Annotated in this window: 12 protein-coding genes; 5 read left to right on the forward strand and 7 right to left on the reverse strand. The window is 66.6% G+C overall.

What is annotated here, in order from left to right:
• Positions 1 to 5 precede the first annotated feature (5 nt).
• Positions 6 to 1,250: a glycosyltransferase family 4 protein gene (locus tag D5084_RS01710; RefSeq protein WP_128513772.1), complete on the forward strand. Its 1,245-nt coding sequence runs from the start codon at positions 6 to 8 to the stop codon at positions 1,248 to 1,250.
• A 9-nt stretch (positions 1,251 to 1,259) separates the two neighbouring features.
• On the opposite strand, the gene D5084_RS01715 is transcribed toward D5084_RS01710, so the two are convergent.
• Complete coding sequence (locus tag D5084_RS01715) at positions 1,260 to 2,231, reverse strand: glycosyltransferase family 2 protein (RefSeq protein WP_238382488.1); 972 nt, start codon at positions 2,229 to 2,231, stop codon at positions 1,260 to 1,262.
• A gap of 175 nt (positions 2,232 to 2,406) precedes the next feature.
• On the opposite strand from D5084_RS01715, the gene D5084_RS01720 reads away from it, so the two are divergent.
• The gene (locus D5084_RS01720) at positions 2,407 to 3,891 is read left to right on the forward strand and encodes a hypothetical protein (protein WP_128513774.1); all 1,485 of its coding nucleotides are present in this window, start codon (positions 2,407 to 2,409) and stop codon (positions 3,889 to 3,891) included.
• Positions 3,888 to 5,102: a glycosyltransferase family 4 protein gene (locus tag D5084_RS01725; RefSeq protein WP_128513775.1), complete on the forward strand. Its 1,215-nt coding sequence runs from the start codon at positions 3,888 to 3,890 to the stop codon at positions 5,100 to 5,102. The genes D5084_RS01720 and D5084_RS01725 overlap by 4 nt, the downstream gene beginning before the upstream one ends.
• A 6-nt stretch (positions 5,103 to 5,108) precedes the next feature.
• On the opposite strand, the gene D5084_RS01730 is transcribed toward D5084_RS01725, so the two are convergent.
• Both D5084_RS01730 and D5084_RS01735 read right to left on the reverse strand, forming a co-directional pair.
• Entirely contained in the window at positions 5,109 to 5,948 is an 840-nt protein-coding gene (locus tag D5084_RS01730) for a 2OG-Fe(II) oxygenase (RefSeq protein WP_128513776.1), read from the reverse strand.
• Between the two features lie 84 nt (positions 5,949 to 6,032).
• Complete coding sequence (locus D5084_RS01735; RefSeq protein WP_128513777.1) at positions 6,033 to 7,850, reverse strand: ABC transporter ATP-binding protein; 1,818 nt, start codon at positions 7,848 to 7,850, stop codon at positions 6,033 to 6,035.
• 444 nt (positions 7,851 to 8,294) lie between these two features.
• Here D5084_RS01735 and D5084_RS01740 point away from each other — a divergent pair, with 444 nt between their 5' ends.
• A complete protein-coding gene (locus D5084_RS01740; RefSeq protein WP_128513778.1) occupies positions 8,295 to 8,504 on the forward strand; it encodes a hypothetical protein in 210 nt (69 codons plus the stop codon).
• Positions 8,505 to 8,915: 411 nt separating this feature from the next.
• On the opposite strand, the gene D5084_RS01745 is transcribed toward D5084_RS01740, so the two are convergent.
• The 4 genes from D5084_RS01745 to D5084_RS01760 all read right to left on the reverse strand — a co-directional run bounded on the left by D5084_RS01745 (position 8,916) and on the right by D5084_RS01760 (position 13,039).
• The gene (locus D5084_RS01745; RefSeq protein WP_128513779.1) at positions 8,916 to 9,608 is read right to left on the reverse strand and encodes a sugar transferase; all 693 of its coding nucleotides are present in this window, start codon (positions 9,606 to 9,608) and stop codon (positions 8,916 to 8,918) included.
• 550 nt (positions 9,609 to 10,158) lie between these two features.
• On the reverse strand, positions 10,159 to 10,740 hold the full coding sequence (locus D5084_RS01750) for an isopropylmalate isomerase (protein ID WP_128513780.1): 582 nt from the start codon (positions 10,738 to 10,740) through the stop codon (positions 10,159 to 10,161).
• Positions 10,741 to 10,766: 26 nt separating this feature from the next.
• Positions 10,767 to 11,597, reverse strand: a complete 831-nt coding sequence (locus D5084_RS01755; protein ID WP_128513781.1) for a PIG-L deacetylase family protein — start codon at positions 11,595 to 11,597, stop codon at positions 10,767 to 10,769.
• On the reverse strand, positions 11,594 to 13,039 hold the full coding sequence (locus D5084_RS01760) for a mannose-1-phosphate guanylyltransferase/mannose-6-phosphate isomerase (protein WP_128513782.1): 1,446 nt from the start codon (positions 13,037 to 13,039) through the stop codon (positions 11,594 to 11,596). Before D5084_RS01760 ends, D5084_RS01755 begins: the two co-directional genes overlap by 4 nt.
• Positions 13,040 to 13,404: 365 nt before the next feature.
• On the opposite strand from D5084_RS01760, the gene hisB reads away from it, so the two are divergent.
• On the forward strand, positions 13,405 to 13,992 hold the full coding sequence (hisB, locus tag D5084_RS01765) for an imidazoleglycerol-phosphate dehydratase HisB (RefSeq protein ID WP_128513783.1): 588 nt from the start codon (positions 13,405 to 13,407) through the stop codon (positions 13,990 to 13,992).
• Positions 13,993 to 14,059 lie beyond the last annotated feature (67 nt).

Below are 14,059 nucleotides of genomic sequence, written 5' to 3' on the forward strand. Positions count from 1 at the left end.
CCGGCATGACCCAGACCCCCGCCCCCCAGCCCGTCGCCTATCTGACCGGCGACTACCCCAAGGTCTCGCACACCTTCATCCTGCGCGAAGTGCAGGCCGTCCGCGCTGCCGGGGTCCCCGTCATCACCTGCTCGATCCGCCGCCCCCCGGCCTCCGAGTTCAAGGGGGCCGAGGAACAACAGGCCCGGGCCGAGACCTTCTATGTCATCGCCGCCGCGAAGAACCCGCTGCGCCTCCTCAAGGCGCATGGCCGCGCGCTCATTCGCGCACCGGGCATCTGGTTTTCCACCTTCGCGCTGGCCATCCGCATGCGCTCCCCCGGCCTCAAGGCCTTCCTCTGGCAGCTCTTCTACTTTCTCGAGGCCGGGGTCCTTGCCGATCACCTCCGCGCGCAGAACGTCCGCCACCTGCACAACCATTTCGGCAATTCCAGCTGTTCGGTCGCCGTCCTCGCCGCGAAACTCGCCGACATCCCCTTCAGCTTCACCGAACACGGCCCCGCCATCTTCTTCGAGGTCGACCGCTGGTCGCTGCCGGAAAAGATCGCCCGCGCGCAGTTCGTCGTCGCCATCACCCATTTCTGCCGCTCGCAGCTGATGCTGTTCTCCGACCCCGTCCACTGGTCGAAGATCGCCATCGTCCATTGCGGCCTCGACCCCGCGCTTTACCGCCGCGAAGCCCCCACCTTCGGCAAACGCGTCGCCTTTGTCGGCCGTCTCGACCCGGTCAAGGGCGCGCTTCTGCTGATCGAGGCGATGGCAACGGTCCTGAAAACCCACCCTGACGCGACCCTGACCCTGGCCGGCGACGGCCCCGCCCGCGCCGCCGCCGAAGCCCGGGCCAAGGCGCTTGGCATCGCAAACGCCGTCCATTTCGCGGGCTTCCTGACCCAGCCGCAGGTCGCGGACCTTCTGGCCAATTCCGACATGCTGGTCCTGCCCTCCTTCGCCGAGGGACTGCCCGTGGTCTACATGGAGGCGCTGGCCTCCCGCATTCCCGTCGTGGCCAGCCGCGTCGCGGGCGTGCAGGAACTGGTGGAGGACGGCGTGACCGGCTTCACCGTTCCCCCCGGCGACGTGCCGACACTGGCCGACCGCATGGCGCGCCTGATGTCCGACCCCGACCTCTCGGCCCGGATGGGCGAGGCCGGGCGCAGGGCGGTCGAACGCGAACATGACATCACCCGCGAAGGCGCCTGGCTGGCCGAGCTTTTCCGCAACGGCGGCCCGAACGGCAAGCTGCGCCCCTGACCGCCGCCGCTATTTGTACTCGATCAACCCGGCCTTCCGTCGCCGCAGCCGGTTCATCCAGTACTGCAACACCCCAACCGCCTCGGGCACCTTGGCCAGCACCATGAACACTCCGCGTTCCCAGCCGTGGCGACGGGCCAGCCGCAGCATCTGAAGGGGATACAGCAGCAGCAACAGCAGCGCCCAGGGGCTGACCAGCGCCCCAATCAGCGTGACCAGCGGCAGGACCGCCCCCCACAGGACCGCCCGCCGCGTCTCGGCCACCCAGTGCCGCTCGGGCGGGGCGCCATGCAGCGCAGCCCCTTCGGCAAAGGCATGCCCCCCGCGCCGCGTCCGCTTCCACCACTGGCCGATCCGGGTCATCGCCGCGTCGTGCAGCGTCATCTCCTCGTCGATCCGCCAGACCTGCCAGCCCGCCGCCCGCAGCCGCACGCAAAGCTCCGGCTCCTCGCCCGCAATCAGCGCCGGGTCATAGCCCCCCACCGCCTGCACCGCCGCCACCCGCATCAGCGCATCCCCGCCGCAGGCCAGGGCCCGCCCGACCGGAGTATCCCATTCCGCGTCGCAGAGCCGGTTCCAGATCGACACCTCGGGCCGGATCTCCCGCCTGCGCCCGCAGACCACACCCACCTCCGGGTGCGCCCGCAGGAACGCCTCGGCCGCGGGCAACCATCCCGGCTGCAACACGCAGTCGCCGTCGACGAACTGCACGAACTCCGGCGCGCCAAGCTGCATCAGCCGCGCGAACCCCTCGTTGCGCGCCCGTGCCGCGGTGAAGGGCACCGACATGTCCAGCGCCACCACCTCGGCGCCCGCTGCCCGCGCCGCCGCCACGCTGCCGTCGGTCGAGCCCGAATCGACATAGACCAGCGGTCGCACCGAGGCAGGGAAGGACGCCAGGCAGGCCACCAGCCGCGCGCCTTCGTTGCGGCCGATGACCACGGCCCCAAGGCCCCTGGGTCCAGGCGGCAGGTCGGTCACGCGGCACATCCGGGTCTTGCGGCTTTCATCCCGCCAGAATGCACAAAACCCAAGCGCTTCCAAGGGCGGCGGTCACGAGAAATCCGTCCCCTTCCCGCCCCGCGCGACGACTTGGCATTTTCCTTGCGCGCCAGAGCGGCTACAAGAAACCACCCAGAAGCCCGGACGGGTCCTGATGCCGAATATCTTTGCCTATCTGGTCCTGTTCGCCTCGCCGCTGGCCGCCGTGGTGCTGTTCCGCGTCCTGTCGCTGGAACGCGCGCTGGTCTGGACGATCATCGGCGGACATCTCCTGTTGCCGTCGGAAACCGCGATCAAGTTCCCGATGATCCCGGCGATCGACAGGGCGCTCGTGCCGGCGGTCTCGGCGCTCCTGTTGTGCCTGCTGATGGCACCGCGCAGAACTGCGCCGATGGACGCCGCCTCCCGGACCGGCAGACAGGTCCTGGTCATCCTGCTGCTTCTGGTCGTCGTCACCCCGGTGCTGACCGTCCTGCAGAACACCCAGCCCATCATCGACGGCCGCGTCTTCCTGCCCGGACTGCGGCTTTACGATGCCTGGGGCCTGATTTCGGTGATCCTCGTCGCGCTGATCCCGTTCTGGCTTGGCCTGCGCTACCTCAACAGCCAGGCCGGCCACCGCGCGCTTCTGGAGGCCTTCGCCTTCGGCGGCCTCGCCTACACCATCCCCGCCCTGATCGAGGTGCGCCTCTCGCCCCAGTTGCACACCTGGGTCTACGGCTTCTTCCCGTCGGACTTCGTCCAGCACATTCGCGCCGGAGGCTTCCGGCCCGTCGTCTTCCTGAACCACGGCCTGATGGTCGGCATCTTCTTCTGCATCGCGATCATCGCCTCGGCGGTCCTTTACAAGGAGGCCCGCCGCGAAGGTCGCACCGCCTATGGCTGGTTCGTGGCGATGCTCTGGCTGATCGGGGTTCTCTACCTGTCGAAAAGCCTTGGCGCCTTCGTCATCGCCATTCCCTCGGCGCTGATCGTGCTGTTCCTCGGACGCAGGCTCCAGGTGGCGCTGGCCCTGGGGATCGCCGTGATCGTGATGCTTTACCCCATGCTGCGCGGCGCGGGCCTGATCCCGGTCAACACCGCCCATGAACTGGCGCTGATGGTCAGCGAGGAACGCGCTGCCTCGCTGAAGTTCCGGCTCGACAACGAAGACGCGCTCCTGGACCGGGCAAACCTCAAGCCGATCGCCGGCTGGGGCAGCTGGGGCCGGAACGCGATCTTCGACCCGGCGACCGGCCGGATGACCAGCATCACCGATGGAATCTGGCTGATCTTCATCGGCGTCTACGGCTGGCTCGGCTATATCGGGCGCTTCGGCCTTCTGACGGTGCCGATCCTGCTGTATGCGCTGCGCCGCAAGATCACCGGCCCCTCATGGATCACGCCGGGGCTGACCGTCGTTCTGGCGGCGATGCTGATCGACCTCCTGCCGAACGCGGGGCTTGTCAACTACGTCTGGCTCACCGCAGGCGCGGTCGCAGGCATTGCCGTCTTCCGATCTGCCAGCGACAGCGCCGGTTCTGACGGGGCGGCGATGGCCGGGTCGGGCGAATACCGCGCCAGCTGGCTGATGCCGGAAACGACGCCAGCCGCCCAGGGGCGCCGGAAACGGTCTGGCCAGCAGGGCGCGCTGAGGTGAGCGTGTCAGCCCCGGTCGGCGGGTTGCGCATCGGGCTGGTCACTCCGGCCTGGCCCGGGACCACTGCGGCGAACGGCATAGCCTCGGCCGTCGCCCCCCTTGCCGCAGGACTCGAGGCGATCGGCCATCAGATCACCATCATCGCGCACCGGATCGACGCCCCGCATCAGGACCCCCGCGTCATCGCGCTGCCAGCGCGGCCGATGCCGCTCCTCGACCGGGCCCTGTTCCGGGTGATGCCCGACCGGATGATCCGCCGCATGATCGTCGCCCAACTGATCGCCGCCACGCGCCAAGCCATCGCAGAGAACGGCATAGAGGTGCTGGTGATGGAGGAAAGTTTCGGCTGGGCCGGAGACCTGCGCCGCGCCGTGCCGATCCCGGTCGTGGCCACCCTGCACGGGCCGCAATGGTTGCACCGCGCCCTCCCCGGACGCCCGCGCCGCGGCCCCGATGCCCGCCGCGAAACCTGGGAGGCCGCGGGCCTTGCCCGGGCCGACGGGATCATCTCGCCCTCGCGCGCGGTTCTGGAACAGACGCGGCAGGAATGGGGCCTGCCCGACGTGCCCACCGCCGTCATCGGCAATCCGGTGACTCTCGGAGCACCGCAAGATCCCGCCGCCCGGTCATCCGCGCCGCGCCTGTTGTTCGTCGGGCGCTTCGACCGCATCAAGGGCGCCGACATCGTGCTGGACAGCTTCACCCGGATCGCCGGACAGCACCCAAACTGCCGCCTGACCCTGGTCGGCCCCGACCAGGGCATCCGCCGTCCCGATGGCTCGGTCCTCCATCTGCCGCAGGCTCTGGCCGCCCTGCCCGCCGCCGTCCGCGACCGCATCGACGTTCTGGGGCAGAATACCCGCGCCGAGGTGGCCGACCTGCGCCGTCACCACCCGATCACGCTCATCGCCTCGCGCTACGAAACCTTCGGCGTCGCCCTGATCGAGGCGATGGTTGCAGGCTCTGCGGTGGTCAGTACCCGGGTCGGCGGCTGCGCCGAAATCCTGCGCGATGCCGAAACCGGGCTCCTGGTCCCGCCCGAAGACCCGCAGGCCATGACCGAGGCCTGCCTGCGGCTCTTGCACGACCCCGCGCTTGCCCTGCGTCTCGGCCAGGCCGCGCAAACCGATGTTGCGGCGCGCTTCGCCCCCAAGGTCATCGCGCGCCAGGTCGCGGCCTTCCTTGCCCCGATCTGCCGCCCGCAGGGCTAGGCTGCCTCAGATCCCCAGCTTGCGCAGGCGGTGCCCCAGCCGACGATAGATCACCGGCGGCAAGAAGTCCTGCATCAGCCGATGCCGCTGCTCCAGCCGGTCGGCCTGGTCCTTCGTGCCGGGGCGCGGCTTGAACAGCGTCGAATGCGCCACCTTCGTCGAATCCCAGGTCGCGGTGTAATAATACAGCGCGATCGACATCCGCGGTTCCTTGTCGGGATGGTTCACCGGCTCGGGGTTGCCATGCCAGGTGTTGGACCCGGTGTTGAAGCAGCACATCCGGTTGAACAGCGGCACGAAACCGGCGACCTTGGCGGTCATGTCCTCATTCCAGACCTCGAACGACCCGCCGTATTCTTCCTTCCAGTCCTTGTTCAGGTAGATCAGCACGTTCAGCCGCCGTTCCAGGTTCAGCTTGCCCTGCCGGTTGAAGTCGGCGTGGATGTCCAGATGCCCGCCGTTCGACACCACATGGATGCCGCCGCCCGCGTAATAGGGGTCAGGGATCAGCCCGTCGATGCCGGTCAGCTCTTCCAGGAAGGCCAGGAAGCCCTTGGAGTTCAGCGAATGGAACAGCGCCCGGGTATAGGGCCCCAGCCTTTCCGGCATGTAGGCGGCCTTCAGCTTTTCCTGCGGCCGGTTGAAGAAACTTTCCGCCGCAGGCAGGTCCCGCAGCTCTTCGCGCACACGGTCCAGGATCTCGGGCGGCATGAAATTGTCGAAACAGCCATAGGGATAGGGCTTCTTCGCCCGGTAGGCTTCGGCAGCGGCCTTGCCGAACTCGCGCGCGCCGTCGGCGTCGATCAGCAGCGTTTCGGGATCGATCGGCAGAGTGCTAACGGACATGATTACCTCTCAGTCTGATGCTCACGGGGCTTTGCTTGGTCGGGGCCCGCGCAAGGTGCGGGCTTGAGGTCGGGACACTCTCGTTCATGTCGTGGCATGGGCTTCTTCGCCCCCTGCGACCATTCGCCGGAAAACGGCATTCCCGGCAAGCAGTTCATCATAGCTGCCCTGCGCCAGAAGCCTGCCCCGGTCCATCAGGAAGATCGTGTCGCAGGTCTTCACGGTCGTCAGCCGGTGGGCGATCAGGATGATCGTCTTGTCGGCGCGGATGCGGTCGACGGCCTCCATGACCACTCTCTCGGTGATGTTGTCCAGGGCAGATGTCGCCTCGTCCATGATAAGCAGCGTCGGGTTGCGGTACAGCGCGCGGGCAATCCCGATCCGTTGCCGCTGGCCGCCCGAAAGCCGCACGCCGCGTTCGCCGACGAAGGTATCATAGCCCTGCGGCAGGTCCGACACGACAAAATCGTGCAAGGCCGCGATCCGTGCCGCGCGCTCGACCGCGGGCAGGTCGATCTCGTCCTTCGGCACCCCGAAGGCGATATTCGACGCGATCGTGTCGTCGGTCAGGAAGATCGTCTGCGGCACATAACCCAGCGTCCCCTGCCAGGCGCGCAGATTGTCCGGCGTGATCTTCTGCCCATCCACCCGGATCTCGCCATCGTCCGGGGTCAGAAGCCCCAGGATCAGGTCGACCAGCGTCGTCTTGCCCGCCCCCGTTCCGCCGACGATCCCCACCGTCGTCCGCGCCGGGATCACCAGATCGACCCCCCGCAGCGTGGGCTTGTCGGCCTCGGCATAGGCAAAGCTCACCCCGGACAGCTCCAGCTTCCGCTCCAGCCGCAGCGGCTCGGTCCGGGTGGCATCCGCCAGGGGCAGCGGCGGCGTCGAGGCGAAATCCGCCACGATCGCATCCAGGATCGCCGTTGCGCCACGCACCGATACCAGCGAGTGATAGATCTGCTGCAACGAAGGCAGCAGCCGCATGGTCGAAAAGGCGATGACCCCCAGCGTCGGCACGATGTCGGTGACATTGCCGCCGCTTTTCACCAGAAGCAGCAGGATCAGCGCCAGCATGGTCCCGAAGGTGATCGCCTCCAGCACGAAGCGCGGCAGTTCCTGCATCACCCCCATCGTCGCGCCCGACTGCGCAGCCTTCTGTGCGGCGGCCGAATAGCTGCGCACATAGGTCGCTTCCAGGCCCATCACCTTGACGTCCTTGATCCCGCCGGTCGCCTCCTGCGCGACAAGGAAGCGGTTCTCGAAGGCGTCCATCATCTCCTGGCCCAGCCGGTGCAACCGCCCGCGGAACCGCAGGTAGATCAGACCGTAGCCAAGGCCCAGCACACCGCCGGAAAACAGCGTGACCAGCGGGTCCACCAGCAGCAGGAAGCCCAGGATCGCCAACACCAGAAGACTGTTCGACACCAGCCGCAGACAGGGCAGGATGACCCGGCTGACCAGGCCGTCGACCTCGTTCAGCACGTTCTTTTCCAGCTCGGCGCTGTTGCGTTGCAGAAACCACGGGTAGGGCTGGCTCAGGTAGGCCGCCAGCAACCGGGACGAGATCGTATAGCCCCGCATCGTCGAAAAGCGGATCGTCGCATAGGTCCCAAGCGCCTTGATCGCCAGGCCGATCATCACCACCAGCAGCGCCGCAGCCGCCAGTCCGACCTGAAAGCTGAAGTCGCTTTCCAGACCCGAAACCCGCTGCAAGGTGGACAGCGTCCGGCTGCTGTGAATCGTCTCCGGCGCCGAGAGGACATTCAGCAGCATCAGCACCGAGGAGATTCCCGCGATCTCGGCCGCAGCGACCAGCAGCATGACGCCGGTCAGAACCCAGAACCTGCGCCGCTCGACCGGGTCGAACAACGAGAACAGCTTGCGATAGGTTCCGATCAATTCCGTCCCTCACGGCCTGCGACCGAAGCACCTTGCTGCCCGGCGGTGACAAAAGAAAGGCATTCGTCGTGCACTTCCTCGACCGAATCGCAATTTCGCCCTGCCCCGCCCCGCCCCCCTGCGGCTGTCCGATGCCAAATGCGCGGGGACCCCGGTCGTCCGCTTGTCTTACGCGAAGGGATCACGCCCAGGGATCCGATTTCTGCAAGCATTTTCAATGGATTAACACTCGCGCACCACAGGCGGGACCCGAACTTCCCGCCCTGATTGCATGGCAAGAACGGCCACCACCCAAAGCTGATAAGGCTGTCTTTTCAGAATCCTGCCCGGCCGGAATGTCCCGGCAGACCCGGCTTGACGACGAACTTTAACCAAAGCACAGCCATATTCTTGCCATGCGGCGCGAGCATCGTTTAAGCACACTTCGCGTGGGGGTTGCACAACATGATCGCAGGGTTGGTTCTTGTCTCGACCGTCGTGGGCATGATCGTCATGGGTCTGACCCTCGCGTTCTCCGTCCCACTCTGGATCAGCCTTCTGGCCTATCCGGTGGTTGGCAGTCTGACGCTTCTCATGGCAGCCGCCTGGTGGAACCTCCGCAGCACCGCGCCCGAGGTCCGAGAAACCACACCGGCCCGCTACTCGCACGGCTGACCGCCGCAGCATCCGCGGGTGACCGGGGCGCACCTCCACATCGGCAGAAATCCGGCCAGATCCGGCAGGAAGTTCGGCCAAGTTCCGCCAAATGCCAATGAATTCCGGCGCTCTTGAAAACTGAATCACGTTTCGCATCTCGACATAGGCCCCGAGTAGCCTAAGCTGAGTTCGTATCGGGGGTCTGCTATTGTTTGAGGATTTCTCCGACCAGGGAGACGGGGATGGCACTGGGGCTGGTTCTGATCGCGATGTTGACCGCAGCCAGCGTGTCTGTGATCCTTTTCGTCTACGACTTTGCCCTGTGGGCCGTGGCTCTCGCCTATCCGCTGACTGGCATGGCAGTGCTGCTGCCGGGTGTGGCCCTTGTGGGCTGGGTCCGTCAGCACGGCCCTTCCGATCAGACGATGATCACTTCCCCGTCGCCCGCAGCACCACACCCACAGTCGACAGCAGGATCTTCAAATCCCTGAAGAACGTGAGGTTGCGCTCATACTCGGCGTCGAATTCGGCGCGCTGCGCGAAGGTGGACTGGTTGCGGTCAGAGATTTGCCAGGTGCCCGTCAGGCCGGGCCGCAGCGCGTAATAGGCGGTTCCCGGATACAGCTCCTGCTGCTCCACCATCATCGGACGCGGGCCCACCAGGCTCATGTCGCCACGAAGCACGTTCAGAAGCTGCGGCAGCTCGTCCAGCGAGCTCTTGCGCAGGAACTGCCCGAATTCGGTGATCCGCGGGTCGTGCGACAGCTTCTGGTAGGCGTCCCATTCCCGACGCGCGGTCTCGTCCTTCTGCAGATACTCCTGCAGACGCTCTTCCGCATCCGGCACCATGGTGCGCAGTTTCCACAGCCGGAAGGTCCTGCCACCCTTCCCCACCCGCTCTTGCGTGAAGAACGGGGAATTGCCGCCAATCTTGAGAATCGCAGCCAGCACCAGAATCACCGGAAGCACGATCGGCAGCGCCATCAGCACGACGCTGATGTCGAAAAGCCGCTTCAGGGACCTCCGATACAGCGGTTCCCGGCGTATACGCACCCACCCTTCACCAAGGGCTCCAGACGTGCGTTCGAAATCATGTCTTGCCAATCCGGAACGAACGTCCATCTGTAACGCCTCCACAGGGGTACCAATCGCTGAGCTGAATGTTTCGGGGCCGACGCTATCCCGCCGGCCCGCAAGGAACTCTCGCACTCGATACGCCACTCTCTTCACTAAAAAGCTTCTACCATTGCGAGGAGGTCGCCGCAATGTGGTCCTGGTCGGCCACAAGCCGAAAAGTGGTTATTTCTCATGTGGTTACACGCTACGGTTGTATGCAGTTCCAGTGCTGATGGGGGCTCGAAACAGCCGAATTTCCAGGTCGGATGGCAGCCGTCGCCATAGTCCCGCGCCGGTTTCCAGTCACCGCTATGATTTTCTTCGCCTTTTAATCAATGCGTTCGAATATGCTTCTGTCTGACAGATGTAGCTTCCGTGACGGCAAGCTCACAAGTCAGGTTTCGCCGCCTCTGACGCCCCCTGCATTGTGCGGTTTTCTGAAACGGTGAATTTTCCGTCAACGTGATCCGTCAACCACAATTCGCGCCAACTCCGCCTCGAAAACCGGCGGAAACGCTACAATTGGTGGCTCGGCGCGATTCGAAACCGGCGCGGATCAGGCCCCGGCGCGGGCGATCCGGCGGCGAAAGGCCGCCAGCGCAACCAGCACCGGCCCCGGCAGTTCCAGCAGCCAGTTCAGCTTGATCCTGGACACCGTGCCACTCAGAAACATGTCCACATGGTGAAAGCTGGCCGCGCGGATCACCACGAAGACGCAGACAAGCCCCAGGCCCGGAAGCGCCGGCCAGACCCGCCCCAGGATGCCCCGCAACGCCAGCGCCATCAGTCCCAGCGCGAACGCCCCACCCCCGGCCACCAGATAGATGAAGGCCACCTGCACCCCGCGCCGCGCATCATACCAGCCGGAAAGCTGCGCCTGGCACCGCGCCAGCAGCGTCAGCAGGGTTTGCAGGTCCAGCTGCTTGTTGATCGCGAGGCAAAGCATCACCACCGCCGTGATCGCCCAGAACCGCCGCTCGCGCGGGGCCAGCGGATCGGGCCCCGACAGCCGCCGCGCGACCAGGCCCGAGGCCAGGGCGGCCACCAGATAGACCCCCACCGTCACCCAGCCCATCAGGGCGTTGTCGCCCAGGCCGGGGCTCCACTGCGCGAAGGCACAGGTCAGGGTCGTCGACATCAGACCCCCCCGATCCCGGCCATGGCCTAACCCGCCTTCCGCCCGTTCAGCCAGCTCAGCGCCTTGCGCATCATCTCGCGCCGCCAGGGCAGATGCTTGCGCCACGCATCATGATCTGCGGGCAACACGATGCGCTGCACATCGCCGACCCCGGCGCGCTGCCCTTCCGGCAGGACCTCGGCAGACCAGGGCAGGAACTGTTCGGTCTCCGGCCAGACATAGCTGTCGAACCAGGTCCAGGTCTTCGTCCGCTTGTAGATCTGCGCGATCTCTTCGGCGAAGACCCCGTCGATCGGCATCGGCGGCGTCGGCTTGCCGCAGAACCGCAGGTTGCGCCGCATCAGCACCTCGGACTTCGGCGCGACATAGGCCGGCACCCAAAGCTGGAACCCCAGCTCCCCCACCAGGCTCGCCACCGCGCGGAAGACCTGCACATGATCCTCGTGCCCGTATTCGCCCCAGGGCCCATGCGCGATGACGTTCCGCATCCCCGCCAGCCTGGGCCGCAGCGCCTCGCGCAGCGCAGGAAACTGCGCCCGATAGCGGTCGGGGTCGAAACTGTGCAACAGCTTCAGCGCCCGGTGCGGGTAAAGCCCGTACTCCGTCTCGCGCACTTCGGGCCATGAGGCGCTGTCGAACACCCCCGATTCCGTCATCGCCAGCCAGTCGAGCGTTTTCAGCGGAAACTCCGCCATCGCCACCTTGCGACCCGCGTTCTGCTCATCCCATCCCGGCATGTCGCCGTAGACCAGCACGATCTTTTCGGCCGCCCGCAGCGCCGAGCCCGCCCACAGCACCTCGTCATCCGGATGCGCCATCACGATGGCCAGCCGGTCGAGAATATCGGCCGAACTCACCGCGCCGGGCCCTTCTCGTCGCCCCGGGCATAGATGTCCTCATAGCGGATGATGTCATCCTCGCCCAGATAGGCGCCGGTCTGCACCTCGATCAGCACCACCGGCACCTTGCCCGGGTTCGCCAGCCGATGGATCGCGCCCAGCGGCACATAGACCGACTGGTTCTCGCTCAGCAGCCGCACCTCCTCGCCCACCGTGACCTGAGCCGTCCCGCTGACCACGACCCAATGCTCGGCGCGGTGGACGTGGCTTTGCAGGGACAGCGCCGCACCCGGTTTCACCACGATCCGCTTGACCTGGAACCGATCGGCCAGGGCCAGCGTCTCGAACCAGCCCCAGGGCCGGTGGTCGCGCGGAAAGACCTCGGCCTGCCGCACCGAGCGCGCCTTCAACTGCGCCACCGCCGTCTTCACGTCCTGGCTCCGCGACCGGTCCGCCACCAGCACCGCATCCGGCATGGCCACGACCACCAGGTCCTTCAGACCGATCCCCACCAGATGCTGCCCCTCGACCTCGGACCGCAGCAGCGTCCCCTCGCAATCAATCGCCGTCACCGGCCCCTGCGTGACCGCGCCCCCCGCCGCCCCGCCATTCTCGCGCCAGACCGCATTCCAGTCGCCCAGGTCCGACCAGGCCGCGCCCAGCGGCACAACCTCGATATTCGCGGCCTTCTCCATCACCGCATAATCGACCGAGATGTCCCGCACCCCCGCCCAGGGCGCCTCGGCCAGCCGCAGGAAGTCCAGGTCCTTGCGCGCCTCGCCGACCGCCTGCGCGACCGGAGCCACCAGATCCGCCGCATGCGCCTCGAAGGCCGCGATCAGTGCCTTGGCCTGCATCAGGAAGATGCCCGCATTCCACAGATAGCGCCCCTCGGCCAGCATCGCCTGCGCCGCCTGAAGCGCGGGCTTTTCGACGAACCGAGCCACCTTCTGCGCCTGCCCGTCCACCGGGGCCGCGCCAAGCTCGATCCAGCCATAGCCCGTCTCGGGCCGGTCGGGCCGGATGCCGAAGGTCACGATCTGCCCCGCCTCGGCCCGCGGCACCCCTGCCGCCACCGTCGCCCGGAACGCCTCGGCGTCCGGGATGCTGTGATCGGTCGGCATCACCAGCATCAGCGCCTCGGGATGCTCTGCCACCAGATGCAGCGCCGCCGCCAGGATCGCCGGGCCGGTGTTCCTTGCCGCTGGCTCGATCAGGATCGCCGAGGGCCGGATGCCTTCCGCCGCCAGCTGTTCGGCCACAATGAAGCGGAAGTCGGAACTGGTCAGCACCAGGGGGGCCATGACCCCGTCCGCCCCCTGCATCCGCCCCGCCGCCGCCTGGAACAGCGTCCCCTGCCCGGCGAGCGGCACGAACTGCTTGGGAAAGCTCTTGCGCGACACGGGCCAAAGACGGGTCCCCGACCCGCCACAAAGAAGAACCGGAAAAATCTCAGGCATGACCTGGACCAACTCCAAACTGACGTCCGGTCTCGTCCCGAAACCGTGGTGAATGTCTTGCTGCAAGTCTGGGCCATATTAAGCCCAGAATCGGGCCAAAGGGATCGCATTCGCACCCGGAACGCAACCAGTCTGCCCCGACCGCGCGCGGATTGCGATCAAGACGCGATCTGGCAGATGTCGCTTCGCCCCCAAGTTGGGCACGCCCCAGCGCACTCCGCCCGATAGGGCAAGACCCTGACAGCCCCGCCGCCAGGGCACGCCCGCGCAGCCACCACGCCGCCGCTGCACCCGGCCCCCCCGGAACCGCCTTCCCCTCGCGCGCCCCGCGCCCTATAACCCCCCCGTTGTCAGGAGAGCCGCCAATGCGCGAAGCCACCGTCACCCGCACCACCGCCGAGACCGAGATTTCGGTCACCGTCGCCCTAGACGGCACCGGGAAAAGCGACTGCCAGACCGGCGTCGGCTTCTTCGACCACATGCTGGACCAGCTGGCCCGCCACAGCCTGATCGACCTCACCGTCCGCGCCAAGGGCGATCTGCACATCGACGACCACCACACGGTGGAAGACGTGGGCATCGCACTTGGCCAGGCCCTGACGAAGGCGCTCGGCGACAAGCGCGGCATCCGCCGCTATGGCCACTTCCGGCTGGCGATGGACGACGCGCAGATCGCCACCGCGCTGGACCTCTCCGCGCGGCCCTACCTCATCTGGACCGTCGACATGCCCAGCCCCAGGATCGGCACCTTCGACACGGAACTCGTCCGCGAATTCTTCCAGGCGCTGTCCACCCATGGCGGGATCACCCTGCATGTGGACAAGCTGCACGGCTTCAACAGCCACCACATCGCCGAGGCCACGTTCAAATCCGTCGCCCGCGCCTTGCGGCAGGCGGTGGAACAGGACCCCCGCCTCGGCGACGCACTCCCTTCGACCAAGGGCGCCCTGTAACCGCAGGGCGCCGCAAATCTTTTCGAAAAGATTTGCAAGAGTTTTCGAAAACTCTTGCCCGCCCCAG

It is taken from the genome of Tabrizicola thermarum (assembly GCF_003574395.1).
GTDB lineage: Bacteria > Pseudomonadota > Alphaproteobacteria > Rhodobacterales > Rhodobacteraceae > Tabrizicola > Tabrizicola thermarum.

What these genes read in the sequence shown, in the direction of transcription:
- D5084_RS01710 (WP_128513772.1), top strand. Translation starts at nt 6, where the DNA reads ATGACCCAGACCCCCGCCCCCCAGCCCGTCGCCTATCTGACCGGCGAC.
- D5084_RS01720 (WP_128513774.1), top strand. Translation starts at nt 2,407, where the DNA reads ATGCCGAATATCTTTGCCTATCTGGTCCTGTTCGCCTCGCCGCTGGCC.
- D5084_RS01730 (WP_128513776.1), bottom strand. Translation starts at nt 5,948, where the DNA reads ATGTCCGTTAGCACTCTGCCGATCGATCCCGAAACGCTGCTGATCGAC.
- D5084_RS01740 (WP_128513778.1), top strand. Translation starts at nt 8,295, where the DNA reads ATGATCGCAGGGTTGGTTCTTGTCTCGACCGTCGTGGGCATGATCGTC.
- D5084_RS01745 (WP_128513779.1), bottom strand. Translation starts at nt 9,608, where the DNA reads ATGGACGTTCGTTCCGGATTGGCAAGACATGATTTCGAACGCACGTCT.
- D5084_RS01750 (WP_128513780.1), bottom strand. Translation starts at nt 10,740, where the DNA reads ATGTCGACGACCCTGACCTGTGCCTTCGCGCAGTGGAGCCCCGGCCTG.
- D5084_RS01760 (WP_128513782.1), bottom strand. Translation starts at nt 13,039, where the DNA reads ATGCCTGAGATTTTTCCGGTTCTTCTTTGTGGCGGGTCGGGGACCCGT.
- hisB (WP_128513783.1), top strand. Translation starts at nt 13,405, where the DNA reads ATGCGCGAAGCCACCGTCACCCGCACCACCGCCGAGACCGAGATTTCG.